The organism is Allobosea sp. GW822-FHT05A11, assembly GCF_058800455.1.
The window spans coordinates 1,002,153-1,016,581 of record NZ_JBXAMI010000001.1 but is presented as its reverse complement, the minus strand read 5'-3'; the positions used below and the strand labels follow the sequence as shown (position 1 = coordinate 1,016,581).

At 67.5% G+C, this 14,429-nt stretch carries 14 protein-coding genes and 1 other RNA gene; 7 read left to right on the top strand and 8 right to left on the bottom strand.

Annotated elements, in window-relative coordinates; translation table 11 throughout:
- Window positions 1-5: 5 nt before the first annotated feature.
- The 5 genes from hflC to AC1RLU_RS04930 all read right to left on the bottom strand — a co-directional run bounded on the left by hflC (window position 6) and on the right by AC1RLU_RS04930 (window position 4,048).
- On the bottom strand, window positions 6-941 hold the full coding sequence (hflC, locus tag AC1RLU_RS04950) for a protease modulator HflC (RefSeq protein ID WP_091856472.1): 936 nt from the start codon (window positions 939-941) through the stop codon (window positions 6-8).
- Window positions 938-2,101 carry an FtsH protease activity modulator HflK gene (gene hflK / locus AC1RLU_RS04945; RefSeq protein ID WP_061966814.1) on the bottom strand — a complete coding sequence of 388 codons (1,164 nt, stop codon included), beginning with the start codon at window positions 2,099-2,101 and terminating at the stop codon, window positions 938-940. Before hflK ends, hflC begins: the two co-directional genes overlap by 4 nt.
- A 154-nt stretch (window positions 2,102-2,255) precedes the next feature.
- On the bottom strand, window positions 2,256-2,771 hold the full coding sequence (locus AC1RLU_RS04940) for a dihydrofolate reductase (protein WP_492794178.1): 516 nt from the start codon (window positions 2,769-2,771) through the stop codon (window positions 2,256-2,258).
- Window positions 2,772-2,774: 3 nt separating this feature from the next.
- On the bottom strand, window positions 2,775-3,257 hold the full coding sequence (locus AC1RLU_RS04935; protein WP_061966812.1) for a GNAT family N-acetyltransferase: 483 nt from the start codon (window positions 3,255-3,257) through the stop codon (window positions 2,775-2,777).
- On the bottom strand, window positions 3,254-4,048 hold the full coding sequence (locus AC1RLU_RS04930) for a thymidylate synthase (protein WP_492794176.1): 795 nt from the start codon (window positions 4,046-4,048) through the stop codon (window positions 3,254-3,256). The genes AC1RLU_RS04935 and AC1RLU_RS04930 overlap by 4 nt, the downstream gene beginning before the upstream one ends.
- A gap of 215 nt (window positions 4,049-4,263) precedes the next feature.
- On the opposite strand from AC1RLU_RS04930, the gene AC1RLU_RS04925 reads away from it, so the two are divergent.
- From AC1RLU_RS04925 to AC1RLU_RS04900, 6 genes are all read left to right on the top strand, one after another.
- Complete coding sequence (locus AC1RLU_RS04925; protein WP_091856467.1) at window positions 4,264-4,527, top strand: PepSY domain-containing protein; 264 nt, start codon at window positions 4,264-4,266, stop codon at window positions 4,525-4,527.
- 38 nt (window positions 4,528-4,565) lie between these two features.
- Window positions 4,566-4,951, top strand: a transfer-messenger RNA (tmRNA) gene (gene ssrA, locus AC1RLU_RS04920).
- A 62-nt stretch (window positions 4,952-5,013) separates the two neighbouring features.
- On the top strand, window positions 5,014-5,589 hold the full coding sequence (locus tag AC1RLU_RS04915; protein WP_061966809.1) for an SspB family protein: 576 nt from the start codon (window positions 5,014-5,016) through the stop codon (window positions 5,587-5,589).
- 26 nt (window positions 5,590-5,615) lie between these two features.
- Window positions 5,616-7,010: a class II fumarate hydratase gene (gene fumC / locus AC1RLU_RS04910; protein WP_492794174.1), complete on the top strand. Its 1,395-nt coding sequence runs from the start codon at window positions 5,616-5,618 to the stop codon at window positions 7,008-7,010.
- Window positions 7,011-7,025: 15 nt separating this feature from the next.
- Window positions 7,026-7,226 carry a DUF4169 family protein gene (locus AC1RLU_RS04905; RefSeq protein WP_492794173.1) on the top strand — a complete coding sequence of 67 codons (201 nt, stop codon included), beginning with the start codon at window positions 7,026-7,028 and terminating at the stop codon, window positions 7,224-7,226.
- Window positions 7,223-7,447 carry a ribbon-helix-helix domain-containing protein gene (locus AC1RLU_RS04900; RefSeq protein ID WP_492794172.1) on the top strand — a complete coding sequence of 75 codons (225 nt, stop codon included), beginning with the start codon at window positions 7,223-7,225 and terminating at the stop codon, window positions 7,445-7,447. Before AC1RLU_RS04905 ends, AC1RLU_RS04900 begins: the two co-directional genes overlap by 4 nt.
- 118 nt (window positions 7,448-7,565) lie before the next feature.
- Here AC1RLU_RS04900 and AC1RLU_RS04895 read toward each other — a convergent pair whose 3' ends face one another.
- Window positions 7,566-11,174 carry an AsmA family protein gene (locus AC1RLU_RS04895; protein WP_492794171.1) on the bottom strand — a complete coding sequence of 1,203 codons (3,609 nt, stop codon included), beginning with the start codon at window positions 11,172-11,174 and terminating at the stop codon, window positions 7,566-7,568.
- A 218-nt stretch (window positions 11,175-11,392) separates the two neighbouring features.
- Window positions 11,393-12,832 carry an FAD-binding oxidoreductase gene (locus AC1RLU_RS04890; protein ID WP_492794169.1) on the bottom strand — a complete coding sequence of 480 codons (1,440 nt, stop codon included), beginning with the start codon at window positions 12,830-12,832 and terminating at the stop codon, window positions 11,393-11,395.
- Between the two features lie 202 nt (window positions 12,833-13,034).
- On the opposite strand from AC1RLU_RS04890, the gene AC1RLU_RS04885 reads away from it, so the two are divergent.
- Entirely contained in the window at window positions 13,035-13,601 is a 567-nt protein-coding gene (locus AC1RLU_RS04885; protein ID WP_492794168.1) for a thioesterase family protein, read from the top strand.
- A gap of 12 nt (window positions 13,602-13,613) precedes the next feature.
- Here the strand turns inward: AC1RLU_RS04885 and AC1RLU_RS04880 are convergent, their stop codons facing one another.
- The gene (locus AC1RLU_RS04880; protein WP_113586756.1) at window positions 13,614-14,420 is read right to left on the bottom strand and encodes a potassium channel family protein; all 807 of its coding nucleotides are present in this window, start codon (window positions 14,418-14,420) and stop codon (window positions 13,614-13,616) included.
- Between the last annotated feature and the right edge of the window lie 9 nt (window positions 14,421-14,429).

The window sequence follows — 14,429 nt, the reverse complement described above, 5'->3', positions numbered from 1 at the left end:
CATGATCAGGGCCGGGCAGGCGCAGGCTGGGCAGGCGCCGCCGGAGCGGTAGCCTGGCCGTCCTGACGCTGCGCGTTCGGGCCGTTGAAGAAACGGAAGAACGGCGAATCCGGCGTCAGCACCATCCGCGTATCCCCCGGCTTGATGCTGGCTTCATAGGCCTGCATCGAGCGGTAGAAGGCGAAGAACTCAGGGTCCTTGCCGAAGGCTTCGGCGAAGACCTTGTTGCGCTCCGCCTCGCCCGCGCCGCGGATTTCGTCGGAGTGCTGCTGCGCCTCCGCCACGATCACGGTCGAGTCCCTGTCGGCCCGGGCCTTGATCTCCTGCGACTGCTGGCCGCCAAGCGCGCGTGCTTCCGCCGCCTCGCGCTGGCGCTCCGTCTGCATGCGCTGGAACACCGCCGCCGAGTTGGCCGCCGGCAGGTCGACGCGCCGCAGCCGGACATCCACCACGGTCATGCCGAAGCGCGCTGCCTCGCGGTTCACGTCGTCGCGGATGCGGTTCATCAATCGCGTCCGGTCCGTGCGGACCATCGCCGTGAAGGTGGCCTCCGCCAGCACCGAGCGGACATTGCCGTTCACGATCGAGGCGAGCTGCGAGTTCGCCCGCGGGATGTTGTTGACCGCCTGGTAGAAGCGCAGCGGATCGGAGATCCGGTAGCGGGTGAAGGCATCGACGACGAGACGCTTCTGGTCCGAGGCGATGATTTCCTGGGCCGGGAGGTCGAGATCGAGGATGCGGTTATCAAGCAGGGTGACCTGCTCGAACGGAGCCGGCAGCTTGAAATACAGCCCCGGCGCCGTGACGACGCTGCGGATCGCGCCGAGGCGCAGGACGAGGGCCGACTGCGTCTGCGAGACCACGAAGGTCGACGCGTAGAGCACGATGGCGACGACGACGACGGCGAAGAAGAGCACGCCGCGCAACACGGGGGAGTTCATCGCAGAGCCCCTCCCTGCTGCTGGCCCGGAGCCGGGCGCCGTTGCTGGAGCTGGTCGAGCGGCAGATAGGGCACGACGCCCTGCCCGTTGCCCGTCGAGTCGAGGATGATCTTGTCGGTCCCGCCCATCACGCGTTCCATCGTCTCCAGGAAGAGACGCTCGCGCGTCACGGCCGGAGCGTTCTTGTATTGCTCGTAGACCGCGTTGAAGCGGCTCGCCTGACCGCGTGCCTCGGCGACGGTCTGCTCCTTGAAGGCTTCAGCCGCCTGCGTCAGCTGCGCGGCACGGCCGCGTGCCTCGGGCACGACGCGGTTGGCATAGGTCTGCGCCTCGTTGCGCAGGCGTTCCTGGTCGGCACGCGCCGCCTGGACGTCGCGGAAGGCGTCGATGACCTGCTGCGGCGGGTCGACCTTTTGGAGCTGGACGAGGCTGATCCGCACGCCGGCATTATAGCCGTTGAGCGTGTCCTGCATCAGCTGGCGCACCTCGGTCTCGATCGCGCCGCGATCGGTCGTCAGCACCGGCTGGATGTTGCGCCGGCCGATGATCTCGCGCATCGCGCTCTCGGCCACGGCCTTCACCGTGCCGGACGGATCCTGGATGTTGAAGACGTAGTTCTCGGGCGCGGCCGGGTCGATCTGCCACTGCACGATGAAATCGATGTCGACGATGTTCTCGTCGCCGGTAAGCATCAGGCTTTCTTCGGTGACGTCGGTCTGGCGCGAGGTCCGGATCGATTCGACCGTCCGGAAGCCGACCTCGGTGGTGATGACGTTCGTCACCTGCGGCTTGATCACGCTGCCGATCGGATAGGGCCAGTTCCAGTTCGGGCCTTCGCCGGTCTTGCCGGCGAAGCGGCCGAACACGACGTTGAGGCCGACCTCGTTGGGCCGCACGAAATAGATGCCGGAGCCGAGCCAGATCAGGATCAGCGCCAGGATGCCGAGAAGCAGGCCGCGCCCGCCGATATTGCCGCCGGGGACCAGGTTCTTCAGCCGGTCCTGGCTCCGCCGCAGGATTTCCTCGAGATCGGGCGGGTTGCCGTTGCCCCCGCCGCCGCCTGAACCGCCGCCCCAGGGACCGCCGCCACCACTACCTCCGCGCTGACCCCAGGGACCTCCCCCGCCGCTGCCACCGCCGCTCTGATTGCTCCAAGGCATTCTCGAGCCGTTCCCTTTCGTTCTGTCGAGGCCAAGCCATAAGCAAATGACGGCCGCTTGTCAGCGCCTTCGGCCGAAGGCGCTGGGCTGACTTGGTCATGGGCCATGGATTCGTCAACGGCGCAAGCCATTCATCGTGAATGGAAAGCGGCGATCAGCCGCGTCGGCGCCAGGTGACGAAGGTATAGGGGTGCTCGTTCTCGGCGTCGGCCGGGTGGTGGTCGTTGGCACCGGCCTCGAAGGCGTCGTGCTCCCAGTCGGGGAAGAGTGCGTCGCCTGATGGCTTCGCATGCACGAGAGTCAGCTCCAGCCGGTCGGCCAGCGGCAGGGCCTGGCGATAGACCTCGGCGCCACCGGCGATCACGACGGAATCCGCGCCGCTGGCCGCAGCCAGCCGCTGCCCGATCTCCAGCCCTTCGTCGAGCGAACGCGCGACCCTCACCCCCTCCGCCGAAAAGCCGGCATCCCGGCTCAGCACGACGATTTCGCGCCCCGGCAAGGGCTTGCCGATCGACAGGAAGGTCTTGCGCCCCATCAGCGCCGGCCGCCCCAGCGTCAGGCTGCGAAAGTGCTTGAGGTCGGTCTTCAACCGCCAGATCAGCCGGTTGTCGTCACCGATCACATTGTTGTCGGCGACGGCCGCGATCAGAACGATCGGACGTTTCTCCATGGTTCAAACCTCCGCGCCCAATCGCGCGAGCGCCTCGCCCTCCAGCCGCTTCACGGTCCACTCGTCCTGCGCCGTGGCGCCGAGCGCCCGATAGAAAACGCGCGAGGGTTCGTTCCAGTTCAGCACCCACCAGGCCAGCCGCGGCAGTTTCTCCGCGACACAGCGCCGCGCAAGCCCGGCGATCAGTGCCTTGCCGATGCCGCGCCCGCGCTGGTCCGGCCGGACGAAGAGGTCTTCCAGCCAGATCCCGTGCCGGCCGCTGAAGGTCGAATAGGTGTAGAACCAGACGGCGAAGCCAACCGCCTGGCCATCCCATTCGGCGATGTCGCAAAACGCCTTCGGGTCCGGCCCGAACAGCGCGGCCTCGATCTCGGCCTCGGTCGCGACGACCTCGTGCAGCAGCTTCTCGTATTCGGCGAGCTCGCGGATGAAGCCGAGCACGAGCCCGGCCTCGCCGGGACGGGCGGAGCGGATGGTGAGGGTCATACTGCGATCGGAGCCTTGATGCCGGGATGCGGGTCGTAATCGGTGATCGTGACGTCCGCGAACTGGAAATCCTCCAGCCGCGTCACCGCCGGGTTGAGCGTGAGCTTCGGCAACGCGCGGGGCTCGCGCGAAAGCTGCAACCGGGTCTGGTCGAGATGGTTCACATAGAGATGGGTGTCGCCGAAGGAATGCACGAAATCACCGACGCCCAGGCCCGTCACCTGCGCCACCATATGGGTCAGCAGCGCATAGCTCGCGATGTTGAAGGGCACCCCGAGGAAGACGTCGGCCGAGCGCTGGTAGAGCTGGCAGGAGAGCTTGCCGTTGGCGACGAAGAACTGGAACAGGCAATGGCAGGGCGCCAGCGCCATCTTCGGGATATCGGCCGGGTTCCAGGCCGAGACGATCAGCCGGCGCGAATCGGGATTGCGGCGAATCTCGCTCACCAGCCAGGCGATCTGGTCGATCACCTGCCCGTCGGGCGCCGCCCAGCTCCGCCACTGCCGGCCATAGACCGGGCCGAGATCGCCGTTCGCATCAGCCCACTCGTCCCAGATCGTGACGCCGTTCTCCCGGAGGTAGCGCACATTGGTATCGCCGCGCAGGAACCAGATCAGCTCGTGGATGATCGATTTCAGGTGCAGCTTCTTGGTCGTGACCAGCGGAAACCCCTCCGACAGGTCGAAGCGCATCTGGTGGCCGAAGACGGCCAGCGTGCCGGTGCCGGTGCGGTCGTCCTTGCGGACGCCTTCGGTCAGGACGCGTTGGAGCAGGTCGTGATACTGGCGCATGGCGACTCTCTGGAAGGCGCGCGACTATAGCGGCTGACGCATCGCTTGGCCCTGTCCGGCAGGCAGGCATCCCCAGCCTTTGCCGCACATCCTGTCAGCGTATGGCGGGAACCTGTCTCCTCACGCAAACGCGACGGCCCGTGAGGCTCCTCCGTCCGCAAACCCGCCCCAATCGGCGCCGCTCATCGCGCGCTTGATTCGTAGGGATAGTCGACATGCCGACCCTGAACCCGCCGCGCCGTCTGCTGGCGGCGCTCGCTCTCAACGCCCTGATCGCGCTGTCCGCCCATGCCGAGGAGACCTATGCCGGCGCGACAATCTCGGAGCGGCAGGCCCGCGACATCGCCTGGAGCGCCGGGCTCGTCCATGTCGAGGAGATCGTCCGTTCCGGTGATCGATGGGAGGTTGCCGGCCGCACCGCCGAGGACGACGAGATGAGCCTCGACATCGACATCAGAAATGGTCGCATTCTCGATTGAGGCGGTGAAGCCTCACTCTTTGTCGAAAACGCATGAGAACCCTTTCCCAACGCCACGGGCTTCCCTATATTCGCAGGTGCCGCTCGCAAGAACGGCTATGGCGATAAACGGATCTCGAAATAAGCCTTTCGGACCCGGGGGCAGTACCCGGCGCCTCCACCCCAGCCCTGCGGCGCGAGCAGCAGGAACTTGCAACCGAGCGGTTGCAGGGCTGCGGCGGGGGCGAAACAGGATCGACGAGGGTGTAAAGGTTATCCTTTTGCTCGGCATGGTTCCGCCGTTATCGGGCCAAAGCATAGTTGCCAACGACAACAATGCTCGGGTCGCCGTCGCCGCGTAAGCGGTGCTGGTTCCCAAACCAAAGCCCTTGCGTTTAGCCGCGTAAGGCGGGGCTCGGAGGCGCCTGGCAACAGAAGCCTCCACTTCTTTTTCTGACGGCCTGCCGGCTGTTCCCGCCGGAACGCAACAAGCGGAAATCGCGCCTCGATGTCCAAGGATGTTCTTCGTTACGATCTCATGGTGCAGGATGCGCTGAAGGGCGTGGTCCGCAAGATCCTGACGGAGGCCGCGCGGGACGGGCTGCCGGGAGAGCACCATTTCTATGTGACGTTCCGCACACAGGCGCCGGGCGTGCGCCTGTCGCAGCGCCTGCGCGAGAAGCATCCCGACGAGATGACGATCGTCCTGCAGCATCAGTTCTGGGATCTGAGCGTTGGCGACCATTCCTTCGAGGTCGGCCTGTCCTTCTCCGGCGTGCCGGAGCGGCTGCTCGTTCCCTTCGACGCGATCTCGACCTTCTTCGACCCTTCGGTCCAGTTCGGCCTGAAGTTCGAGGCCCAGGGCGAGCCCGAGGATGCCGCCGCCATGCAGGAAGCCGAGCCGGCCGAAGCGCCGCCCGCGCCGGCCCGGATCGTGCCGGCCGCCCTTCCGGCCACCAAGGGCAAGGCGCCCGCGGCTGAGGCAGCCGCAGCGCCGGCGAAGGCCGAGCCTGCCGTGGAAGGTGACGATGAACGCGGCGGCGCCGAAGTGGTCAGCCTCGATTCCTTCCGCAAGAAGCCCTGACGCAAGAAACCTCGACGACGGACGCCATGACCGAAACGCGCACCGAAACCGATTCCTTCGGCCCGATCGCGGTGCCCGCGGATCGCTACTGGGGTGCGCAGACGCAGCGCTCCCTGGAGAATTTCCGTATCGGCGGCGAGAGCGAGCGCATGCCGCTGCCGCTGGTCCATGCGCTGGTGCTGGTCAAGAAGGCTGCCGCCCATGTCAACGCCAAGCTCGGCCTGCTCGACCAGCGCGTCGCCGGCGCGATCGCGCATGCGGCGGACGAGGCGCTCGCCGGCCAATTCGACGGGCACTTCCCGCTGGTGATCTGGCAGACCGGATCGGGCACCCAGTCGAACATGAACGCCAACGAGGTCCTGGCGAACCGCGCCAACGAGTTGCTCGGCGCGGGCCTCGGCGCCAAGAGCCCGGTCCATCCCAACGACCATGTCAATCGCGGCCAGTCCTCGAACGATTCCTTCCCGACCGCGATGCATATCGCGGCGGTGCTGGAGATCACGCGCCGCCTGCTGCCCGCCTTGCGCAGCCTTGAGAAGGCACTGAACGCCAAGGTCGAGGCCTTCAGGCACCTCGTCAAGATCGGCCGCACCCATCTTCAGGACGCGACCCCGGTCACGCTCGGCCAGGAATTCTCCGGCTATGCGATGCAGCTTCATCTCGGCATCGGCCGGATCGAGGCGGCGCTCGGCGGGCTCTACGCGCTGGCGCAGGGCGGCACGGCCGTCGGCACCGGACTCAACACCCATCCGGACTTCGCCGCCTTCTTCGCCAAGGAAACCGCGACGCTGACCGGCCTGCCCTTCCGCAGCGCCGACAACAAGTTCGAGGCGCTGGCGAGCCATGGCGCGCTCGCCGCTGCCCATGGTGCGCTGGCGGCGCTCGCTTCCGACCTGTTCAAGATCGCCAACGACATCCGCCTGATGGGCTCCGGCCCGCGCTCGGGCCTGGGCGAGATCAGCCTGCCGGAGAACGAGCCCGGCTCCTCGATCATGCCGGGCAAGGTCAATCCGACCCAGGCCGAAGCGCTGACCATGGTCGCGACCCAGGTCCACGGCAACCAGGCGACGATCGGCTTCGCGGCTTCGCAGGGCCATTTCGAGCTCAACGTCTTCAAGCCGGTGATCGCAGCCGCCTTCCTGCAATCGGTCCGGCTGCTCGCCGACGCGGCCGAGAGCTTCCGCGTCAACTGCGTCGAGGGCATCGAGGCCAACGAGGCGCAGCTCAAGGAACTGCTCTCGCGCTCACTGATGCTGGTGACTGCCCTGGCGCCGGCGATCGGCTACGACAAGGCCGCCAGCATCGCCAAGGCCGCCCATCACAACGGCACGACGCTGCGCGAGGAAGCGCTGAAGGCCGGCGTCGATGCCGAGCTCTTCGACAGCACGGTCAAGCCCGAGCTGATGCTCGGCCCGGCCTGACACGAGGCTCGCCCGGTGGCCGAGATCATCAACCTCCGTCAGGCGCGCAAGCAGAAGGCCCGCGCCACAGCTGAGAAGACGGCCGAGCAGAACCGCATCTCCTTCGGCCGGACCAAGGCCGAGCGCAAGCTGACCGAGGCCGAACGCGACAAGGCCGCCCGCCATATCGACGGGCACAGGCTCGACCGCTGCGACGACGAGCCGGAGCCGGCATGAAGCCGGAGCGCAAGCGCTCGCTCAGCATCGCCGGCCATCGCACCAGCATCTCGCTGGAAGCCCCCTTCTGGGAGGCACTGAAGGAGATCGCGGCGAGCGAAGATCGCCCGATTGCCGCGCTTGTCGCCGAGGTCGATTCCGGGCGAGGCGAGCTGAACCTCTCCTCCGCCCTGCGGCTGCATGCATTGGCGCATTATCGGAAGATGGCTGGTGGCGCCTGAGACGGCGCGGTCGATTGCCGGCCATCGACAAACCGGCATCGCCAATCAAAATATCGTTCTTGGTCAGGCGCTTATCGAAAGATCCGGAATCAAATCGCGAAGCCGTTGAATCAAGCTCTCAACGCGCCGGCGCGCTGCGCGGCTGCGGCACAGGCTGGATCGGCATCGGCGGCGGCAATGGCGTGACGCCACCGGTCGGCGGCTGGACCGCCCCTTCCGGCGAGCTGCTGCGCGGCGCCCCTGGCAGCACGAGCGGGCCGGGCTGCGGTTGTGGCTGAGCTTGTGGCGCCGCCGATTGCGCAGCCGCCCGCTCGGCTGCGGCCCGAGCGCGCTCTTCGGCTTCCGCCCGTCGGCGCGCTTCCAGCTCGGCGCGGGCCTGCTCGGCGCGCCTGATCTCCTCGGCGCGCTTCTCTTCGGCCAGGCGCCGTTCCTCCTCGATGCGCCGCGCCTCTTCCTGGCGTTTCTCCTCGGCGAGGCGAGCCTCCTCCTGCGCTTTCAGGAACTCGCCCAGCTTGCGCTCGTTCTCACGCATCTCGCGCTCGGCCCGGAGCCGGCGCGCATGCAGCGAACGCTCGCGCGCATCGGCCTCGAAAGCCTCGACCCGCTCGATCTCGCGCGCCAGCGCCCGCGCCGCAACGGTGTTCGACAAGGCGCTGACATCGCTCTCGCGCCGGAGGTTCGACAGCGGTCCTCGCCAGGCGATGCCGATCTGCGGCGCATCGCCCGGCCAGCCCTTGGGCAGGGCACCCAGCGGCTTCAGGCCGAGCCTGAGATCGGCGGTCAGCGCGCGCAGGTCGAGAACGCCGCTCGCCTCGGCACGCAACCCGCTGCGCTCGAAGGTAAAGGGCTGGAGCCGGATCAAGCCGCCGGCCAATGTGAACGGCAGCGTGACATCGCCGAGCGCCCAGGCATCCTTGTCGAGCGCCTCGCTGAGACGGTCCCGCAAGCGCGACGCGTCGCTCTCGGACGCATCCTCGCCGGTCCCTGCGATGATGCGCGCATAGGCGTTGGGGTCGAAGCGGGCGAGGCGCGTGCCGTTGAGCGCCAGGCTGCCGGCACCGCTCAGGCCCGCGACCAGCCGCGCCGGCGTCTCCCCCGAACCGCCGAACTCGATCTGCCCCGAGGTCTTGCCGCCGACGGCGCCCCTGGTCAGTTCGCCGAGATCGATCGCCATCACGCTGAGCCGGCCGTTGATTTGGGCGAGCCCGCCATCGCGCCGCAGGCCGAGTCGCCCGGCGACCTGCCCGCCGCCATAGCTGCCTCGTATATCGTCGATCCTGAGGCCGTCCTGGTCCGTCCGCAGGGTGAAAGCGGCATTGCGGATGGTGCCGTCCTCGAAGGCGAGCAGCGCGCCGGTCTCGACTGCGATGTCGAAATCGGGGAACCCGGCAATGCGCCCGAAGCGCCCGGTCGACCAGATCGCACCGGGAGCAGCGGCGACTTGCCCGAGCGCCGCATTCATCAGCGGGCGCAGATCGACGGTCGGGACCGCGATACGACCTGACGAGCGCCCCTCACGCGGCAGCAGCAGCGAGCCGCTTACCGCCATCCCGCCGAGATGGGCGGTGATCTCGTCGAGCCGGATCGCCTCCTCGGCAATGGTGAGCCGCGCATGCGCATCGATGACACCGTCCGGCAGCAATCGCGCTGGCCCCTCGGCAAGGATCTGTCCCGGCCCATCCGCCTGCATGCTCAGTTGAGACCCCTGTCCGCTATCCTCGACGACAACGGACAGCCCCTGCCCCGCCAGCGAGCCGGTTGCCTTGCCCCGGTCCAGTTCGAGGTTGAACTGCCCCGCGCCGCCCTGCTGCGGCAGCGGCAGGCCGAGAGCCGCAAAGGCCTGCCGCCGGTCGTTGAGCTCGAAGCCCAAAGCCGCCCGGCTCCAGTTGCCGGCCCGGTCGATCCGTCCGTCGAGCTTGAGCTTGCCGGCTGCGGCCGTGCCTTCGGCGGACAGGCTGGTCTCGCCCGAAGCCGCGCGCGTCAGGCGGAAACCGGTATCGAGCCGCGCCAACCCCTCGCCGACGCGCTGGAGCGCCTGCACCGCGGTTTCCGGCAGCAGCGGCCCGGCCAGCGCCGTCAATGTCTCGAAGCGCGGCGCCCGTACCCGACCGGAAATCTCGCCGCCCTCCGCCAGCAGCGCGCCGGCACCGGTGACCGCCACACCGCCGAAGCCTTCGACCGAAAGCCGGCTCAGCCGCCAGATATCACCCTCGCGACGGAGGTCGAGATTGGCCGAGCCCGGCGGCGCGTTGCGGAAGCGCAGATTGGAGAGCGCGAGCTCCAGCGCCACATCGCGCTGCCGCAACAGGCCGGAGAGACTCGTGCCGGGCGGCAGGGTATCGAGCGAAAGCCCATTCACGGAGGCCTTCGCCGCGATCCGGTTCGGTGCGATCTCGCCGGAAGCCTCGAGCCGCAAACCCGACGAGCCCGCGACCAGCAGGCGCTGGAACCGGCCGCCCTGGCCCGTCCAGGCGCCGACGGCATCGGCATCGATCCGACCGAGGCGCGCAATGAAATCGGCCAGTGCCGGATCGAGACCCGCCCGCGCCAGCACCAGTCCAACGCGCCGCGCATCGTCAGCCTTGAGGTTGAACCGGCCCGAGGCCCCTTCCGAACTCAGGCTGCCGCTCGCGCCCAGCAACGCGCCGGCCACGCGCACCGAAGCGGATGCATCGCCCAGGCCGCCGTCATGCAGGCGCCCGCGCAGGGCAAGCGTCGAGAAATCCTCGCCGCGCCAGATCAACTGGTCGAGATCGAGGCTGACATCGAAAGCGCCGGGCAGGCCCTGCAAGGCGCGTTCGAAGCCCTGCCGCTCGGCCAGCGCCGTCATCAGCGCATCGGCATCAAGCCGCCGCGCGCGCAGGGCCAGCGAGCCCTTGCCCGTTCCGGGCAGATACTGCCCCTCGCCTTCCAGACGTGCCGCCCCGCCCGCGACATCGAGCGTGAGCCCGGCGAGATCGAGCTGCCTGCTGCCGCCCTTGACGCGCCCGGTCAGCGCGACTGCCCCGCCCGGCGAGAGATTGAAGGCGCCGTCCAGTTCCGCCCCGAAGCCTTCCGCCCCTTTCGGGAAGAGCAGCGCGCCGTCGAAGCCGAGCTGCAGGTCCTCGCCGGTGAGATAGGCCTTGGTCCGCAGCCGCCCGTCGGCCTCCATCTCTCCGGTCGTGACACGCAGCGACGCCCCCGCGACCTCGCCCTCGAAGCGCCACGGGCCGGCAAGGCTCACCGCCGACATTTCGGCCGCGATCGGCGAGAGCGTGACGGCTGGTTTCCTGGCCTCGCGCCAGATCAGGGTCGAACGGCTGATCGTCAGGCGGTCGAGGCTCGCCCCTGCCGGAATGCCCTTCCCGCTTCGCTTGGGCAGGCGAATGAAGCCCGCCTCGTCCAGCAAGAGAGAAACCGCCGCACCGTCGAGCCGCGCTTCGGAGAAACGAAAATCGCCGCGGGCGAGCGCCGCCAGCGCCAATTCCACGGTCACATGTTCGGCCGTCGCTGAACTTGCCGAGCCGTCGCCCGGCCCGATCCGCACATCCTCGAGCGCAATGCGTGGCGATGGCAGCAGCCGCAGGCCGATCCCGCCACCGATCTGCGTCTCGACGCCGAGCGCCTCGCTCAGCCGCGCCTCGATCTGCGGCCGATAGGCCTGCCAGTCGACGAAACCGGGGCCGATCAGGGCCGCCAGCAGCGCCAGCACCAGCAGGCCGGCCAGAACTGTGAGACTCTCACGCAAATTCCGCTGTCTACCCCTGTCGCTCGTGGAGCGGCGCCGCTTTTCAGCCTGCCCCGACCTTGCGACCGAACCACGCCATCATTCCGCAGTTGCCCCGGAATGACGGGTCCGTTTCGTCGCAAGGACGGTCTGCGCCGGAATATCCCATCCTGCCCGCAAGTCGCGGCGAGATCACGACATTTCGGCGAAGGAAACCAAGGGCGCAAGCCGTAACGACATCACAGGGCGACGATTTTTCCGGGATTGAGGATATTGCGCGGGTCGAGCGACCGTTTCAGCACCCGCATCACCGCGAGCGCCTCGGCCCCGTGCTCCAGCTCGAGATACTTCATCTTCTTCTGACCGACGCCGTGCTCGCCGGTGCAGGTGCCGCCCATGGCGAGCGCCCGCTTCACCAGCCGGTCGATGAAACCCTGCGCCCGCTCGACCTCGGCGGCATCAGCGAGATCGACCAGCGGCTGCGTGTGGAAATTGCCGTCGCCGACATGCCCGGCGATCGGCGCGATCAGGCCCGTGGCTTCGATGTCGCGCTTGGTCTCCTCGACGCATTCGGCCAGGCGGGAGATCGGCACGCAGACATCGGTCGCGACCGAATCGAAGCCGGGGCGCAGGGCCTTCGCCGCCCAATAGGCGTCATGGCGCGCCTGCCAGAGCTTGGAGCGGTCTTCCGCCTTGGTCGCCCATTCGAACGGACCGCCGCCGAATTCGGCCGCGATCTCGCCGAAGCGCTCGGACTGCTCCTTCACGCCCGCTTCGGTCCCGTGGAACTCGACGAACAGCATCGTCGTCTCGGCCAGGCCGAGCTTGGCGTGCAGATTGACGCCGCGGATCATCACGTCGTCGAGCAATTCGATGCGCGCCACCGGCAGGCCGGTCTGGATCGTCAGGATCGTCGCGTCGCAGGCCGCCTTCACCGAAGGGAACGGACAGACGCCGGCAGAGACCGCCTCCGGGATGCCATGAAGTTTCAGCGTCACCTCGGTGATGATGCCGAGCGTGCCCTCCGAGCCGACCAGCAGGCGGGTGAGATCGTAGCCCGCCGAGGTCTTGCGGGCCCGCGTCGAGGTCTTGACGACCGAGCCGTCGGCCATCACCGCGGTCAGCGCCAGGACATTGTCTTTCATCGTGCCATAGCGGACCGCATTGGTGCCGGAAGCACGCGTCGCCGCCATGCCGCCGATCGAAGCGTCGGCGCCGGGATCGATCGGGAACATCAGGCCCTGGTCGCGCAGATGCTCGTTGAGCTCCTTGCGGGTGACGCCGGCCTCGACGACGACGTCGAGATCCTCGGCATGAACCGCGATGATCCGCTTCATCTGCGACATGTCGATGCAGACGCCGCCGAAGACGGCGTTGACATGGCCCTCCAGCGAAGTGCCGGTGCCGAAGGCGATGACGGGCACGCCATGGGCGGCACAGAGCTTCACGATCTCGGAGACCTCGTCCGTGCTCTGCGGGAACACCACCGCATCCGGCGGCTGGTTCGGGATCCAGGTCAACGTATGGCCGTGCTGCTGGCGCACCGCCAGGCTGGTGACCAGCCGGTTGCCGAAGCTCGCGGCCAGCGCCTGCGTCACGGCTGCGATCGCCTCCGGCGAGGGCGGCAGCACTGCGGCGGAGGCAGGGCTGGCATGAGGGGCGGCGCTGGGCAGGCTCATTGTCAACATCCAGGTTGGGCGCTTAGACTTGGAACAGATCGGTTTCGCAATTGGTTACGCTTCGACATGGTCCTGCCATACTGGCCGGTCCAAGATGCTGACGCCGCTTGCGAGCGATGCATACTAGATCATGCGACGATGAAATAGGCAGCGGCAATAATGCCGCCGGCCCTTGAACGAGGCGCCTGTCAGGGAGGCGATCATGAAACACGATACGCGCGCCCCGGCGCTGTTCTTCGCACCCTTCGTCTCCTCGGCGATGCGGGTCGAGCCGCAATGGATCGACTATAACGGCCATCTCAACATGGCCTATTACCATGTGCTGTTCGACCGCGCGGTCGACGAGGTCTTCTCGCTGGTCGGCCTCACCCGCGACTATGTCGAGACGCGCCACGCCTCCACCTTCGCGGCGGAGTGCCACATCCTCTACAAGCGCGAACTGACCGAGGGCGATCTCGTCCGCATCACTGCGCAGCTCATCGCCTTCGACGACAAGCGCCTGCATTACTATCTCGAGATGCGGCACGCCAACGAGGGCTGGCTTGCGGCGACCAGCGAGAACCTGTCGCTGCATGTCGACATGATCAGTCGCAAGGTCACGCCCTTCCCGGCCGATATCCTTGCCAATATCGCCCTGATGAAGGCCGCGCACAGCATGATGCCGCTGCCAGTCACGATCGGCCGCATCATCGGCATGCCCCGGAAATCGGCGATCCGGGTCGACGAAGCTGCCGAAGAGCGCGAGACCGAGACCGAAACCCGGCATTGAACGATCGCCGCGTCAGGGGTCGTCGTCGGGAATCTTGAGCTTGTGCCCGCAGGCCTTGCAATAGACCGCGTCGGGCTCGTGGCGCTGGAGCGCGCATTCCGGGCAGGGAAACAGCACCTTGTTCGGGCGGAACAGCGCCTGCGCCAGGCGCACGAACAGCGTGATCCCGACGATCATCACCAGGATCGAGGTCAGCTTGCCGGCGATGCCCGGCAGGACCACGTCACCGAACCCTGTCGTGGTCACCGTCGCGACCGTGAAGTAGAGCGCCTGGACGTAGCTCTCCAGCCCGCCCTCCTGCCGGAAGAAGAAGGTGTAGACGAAGCCGGTCACCACGAAGAGGAAGGTCGCGATATTGCCGAGCGCGCGGACCACATTCTCCCATTCCCGGAAGCGGGTTTCGCGGAACTGAGCCCAGACGATGCCCTTATGCGACAGCGACCACAGCCTGAGGATGCGCAGGAAGCCGAAATTCTCCAGCCATTGCGGCATGAGCAGCGTCAGCAGGATGAAGAGGTCGAGCAGCATCGTCGGCTGGCGCAGCAGCCGGAGCATGTTGGTCGAGGCCAGCAATCGCGCCGCGATCTCGGCGATCATGATCACCGCGACCGAGTAATCGATCCAGAGGAAGGCCGCGTTCTCCCTGAGCAATGGCGTCAGGATGAAGAAGGCGATGATCAGGAGATCGACGACCGTCGTCACCGCCTGGAAGCGCAACGCGGCGGGCGAGCGGCCGTGATAGAGCTGGCGCAGCCGGTCGCGGAGAACCTCGAAGCGGCTTTCGTCGGAGGGGTCGGCTGAATCCATCGCCGGCAGCATAGGCATTCA

What these genes read in the sequence shown, in the direction of transcription:
- hflC (WP_091856472.1), bottom strand. Translation starts at nt 941, where the DNA reads ATGAACTCCCCCGTGTTGCGCGGCGTGCTCTTCTTCGCCGTCGTCGTC.
- hflK (WP_061966814.1), bottom strand. Translation starts at nt 2,101, where the DNA reads ATGCCTTGGAGCAATCAGAGCGGCGGTGGCAGCGGCGGGGGAGGTCCC.
- AC1RLU_RS04940 (WP_492794178.1), bottom strand. Translation starts at nt 2,771, where the DNA reads ATGGAGAAACGTCCGATCGTTCTGATCGCGGCCGTCGCCGACAACAAT.
- AC1RLU_RS04935 (WP_061966812.1), bottom strand. Translation starts at nt 3,257, where the DNA reads ATGACCCTCACCATCCGCTCCGCCCGTCCCGGCGAGGCCGGGCTCGTG.
- AC1RLU_RS04930 (WP_492794176.1), bottom strand. Translation starts at nt 4,048, where the DNA reads ATGCGCCAGTATCACGACCTGCTCCAACGCGTCCTGACCGAAGGCGTC.
- AC1RLU_RS04925 (WP_091856467.1), top strand. Translation starts at nt 4,264, where the DNA reads ATGCCGACCCTGAACCCGCCGCGCCGTCTGCTGGCGGCGCTCGCTCTC.
- AC1RLU_RS04915 (WP_061966809.1), top strand. Translation starts at nt 5,014, where the DNA reads ATGTCCAAGGATGTTCTTCGTTACGATCTCATGGTGCAGGATGCGCTG.
- fumC (WP_492794174.1), top strand. Translation starts at nt 5,616, where the DNA reads ATGACCGAAACGCGCACCGAAACCGATTCCTTCGGCCCGATCGCGGTG.
- AC1RLU_RS04900 (WP_492794172.1), top strand. Translation starts at nt 7,223, where the DNA reads ATGAAGCCGGAGCGCAAGCGCTCGCTCAGCATCGCCGGCCATCGCACC.
- AC1RLU_RS04890 (WP_492794169.1), bottom strand. Translation starts at nt 12,832, where the DNA reads ATGAGCCTGCCCAGCGCCGCCCCTCATGCCAGCCCTGCCTCCGCCGCA.
- AC1RLU_RS04885 (WP_492794168.1), top strand. Translation starts at nt 13,035, where the DNA reads ATGAAACACGATACGCGCGCCCCGGCGCTGTTCTTCGCACCCTTCGTC.
- AC1RLU_RS04880 (WP_113586756.1), bottom strand. Translation starts at nt 14,420, where the DNA reads ATGCTGCCGGCGATGGATTCAGCCGACCCCTCCGACGAAAGCCGCTTC.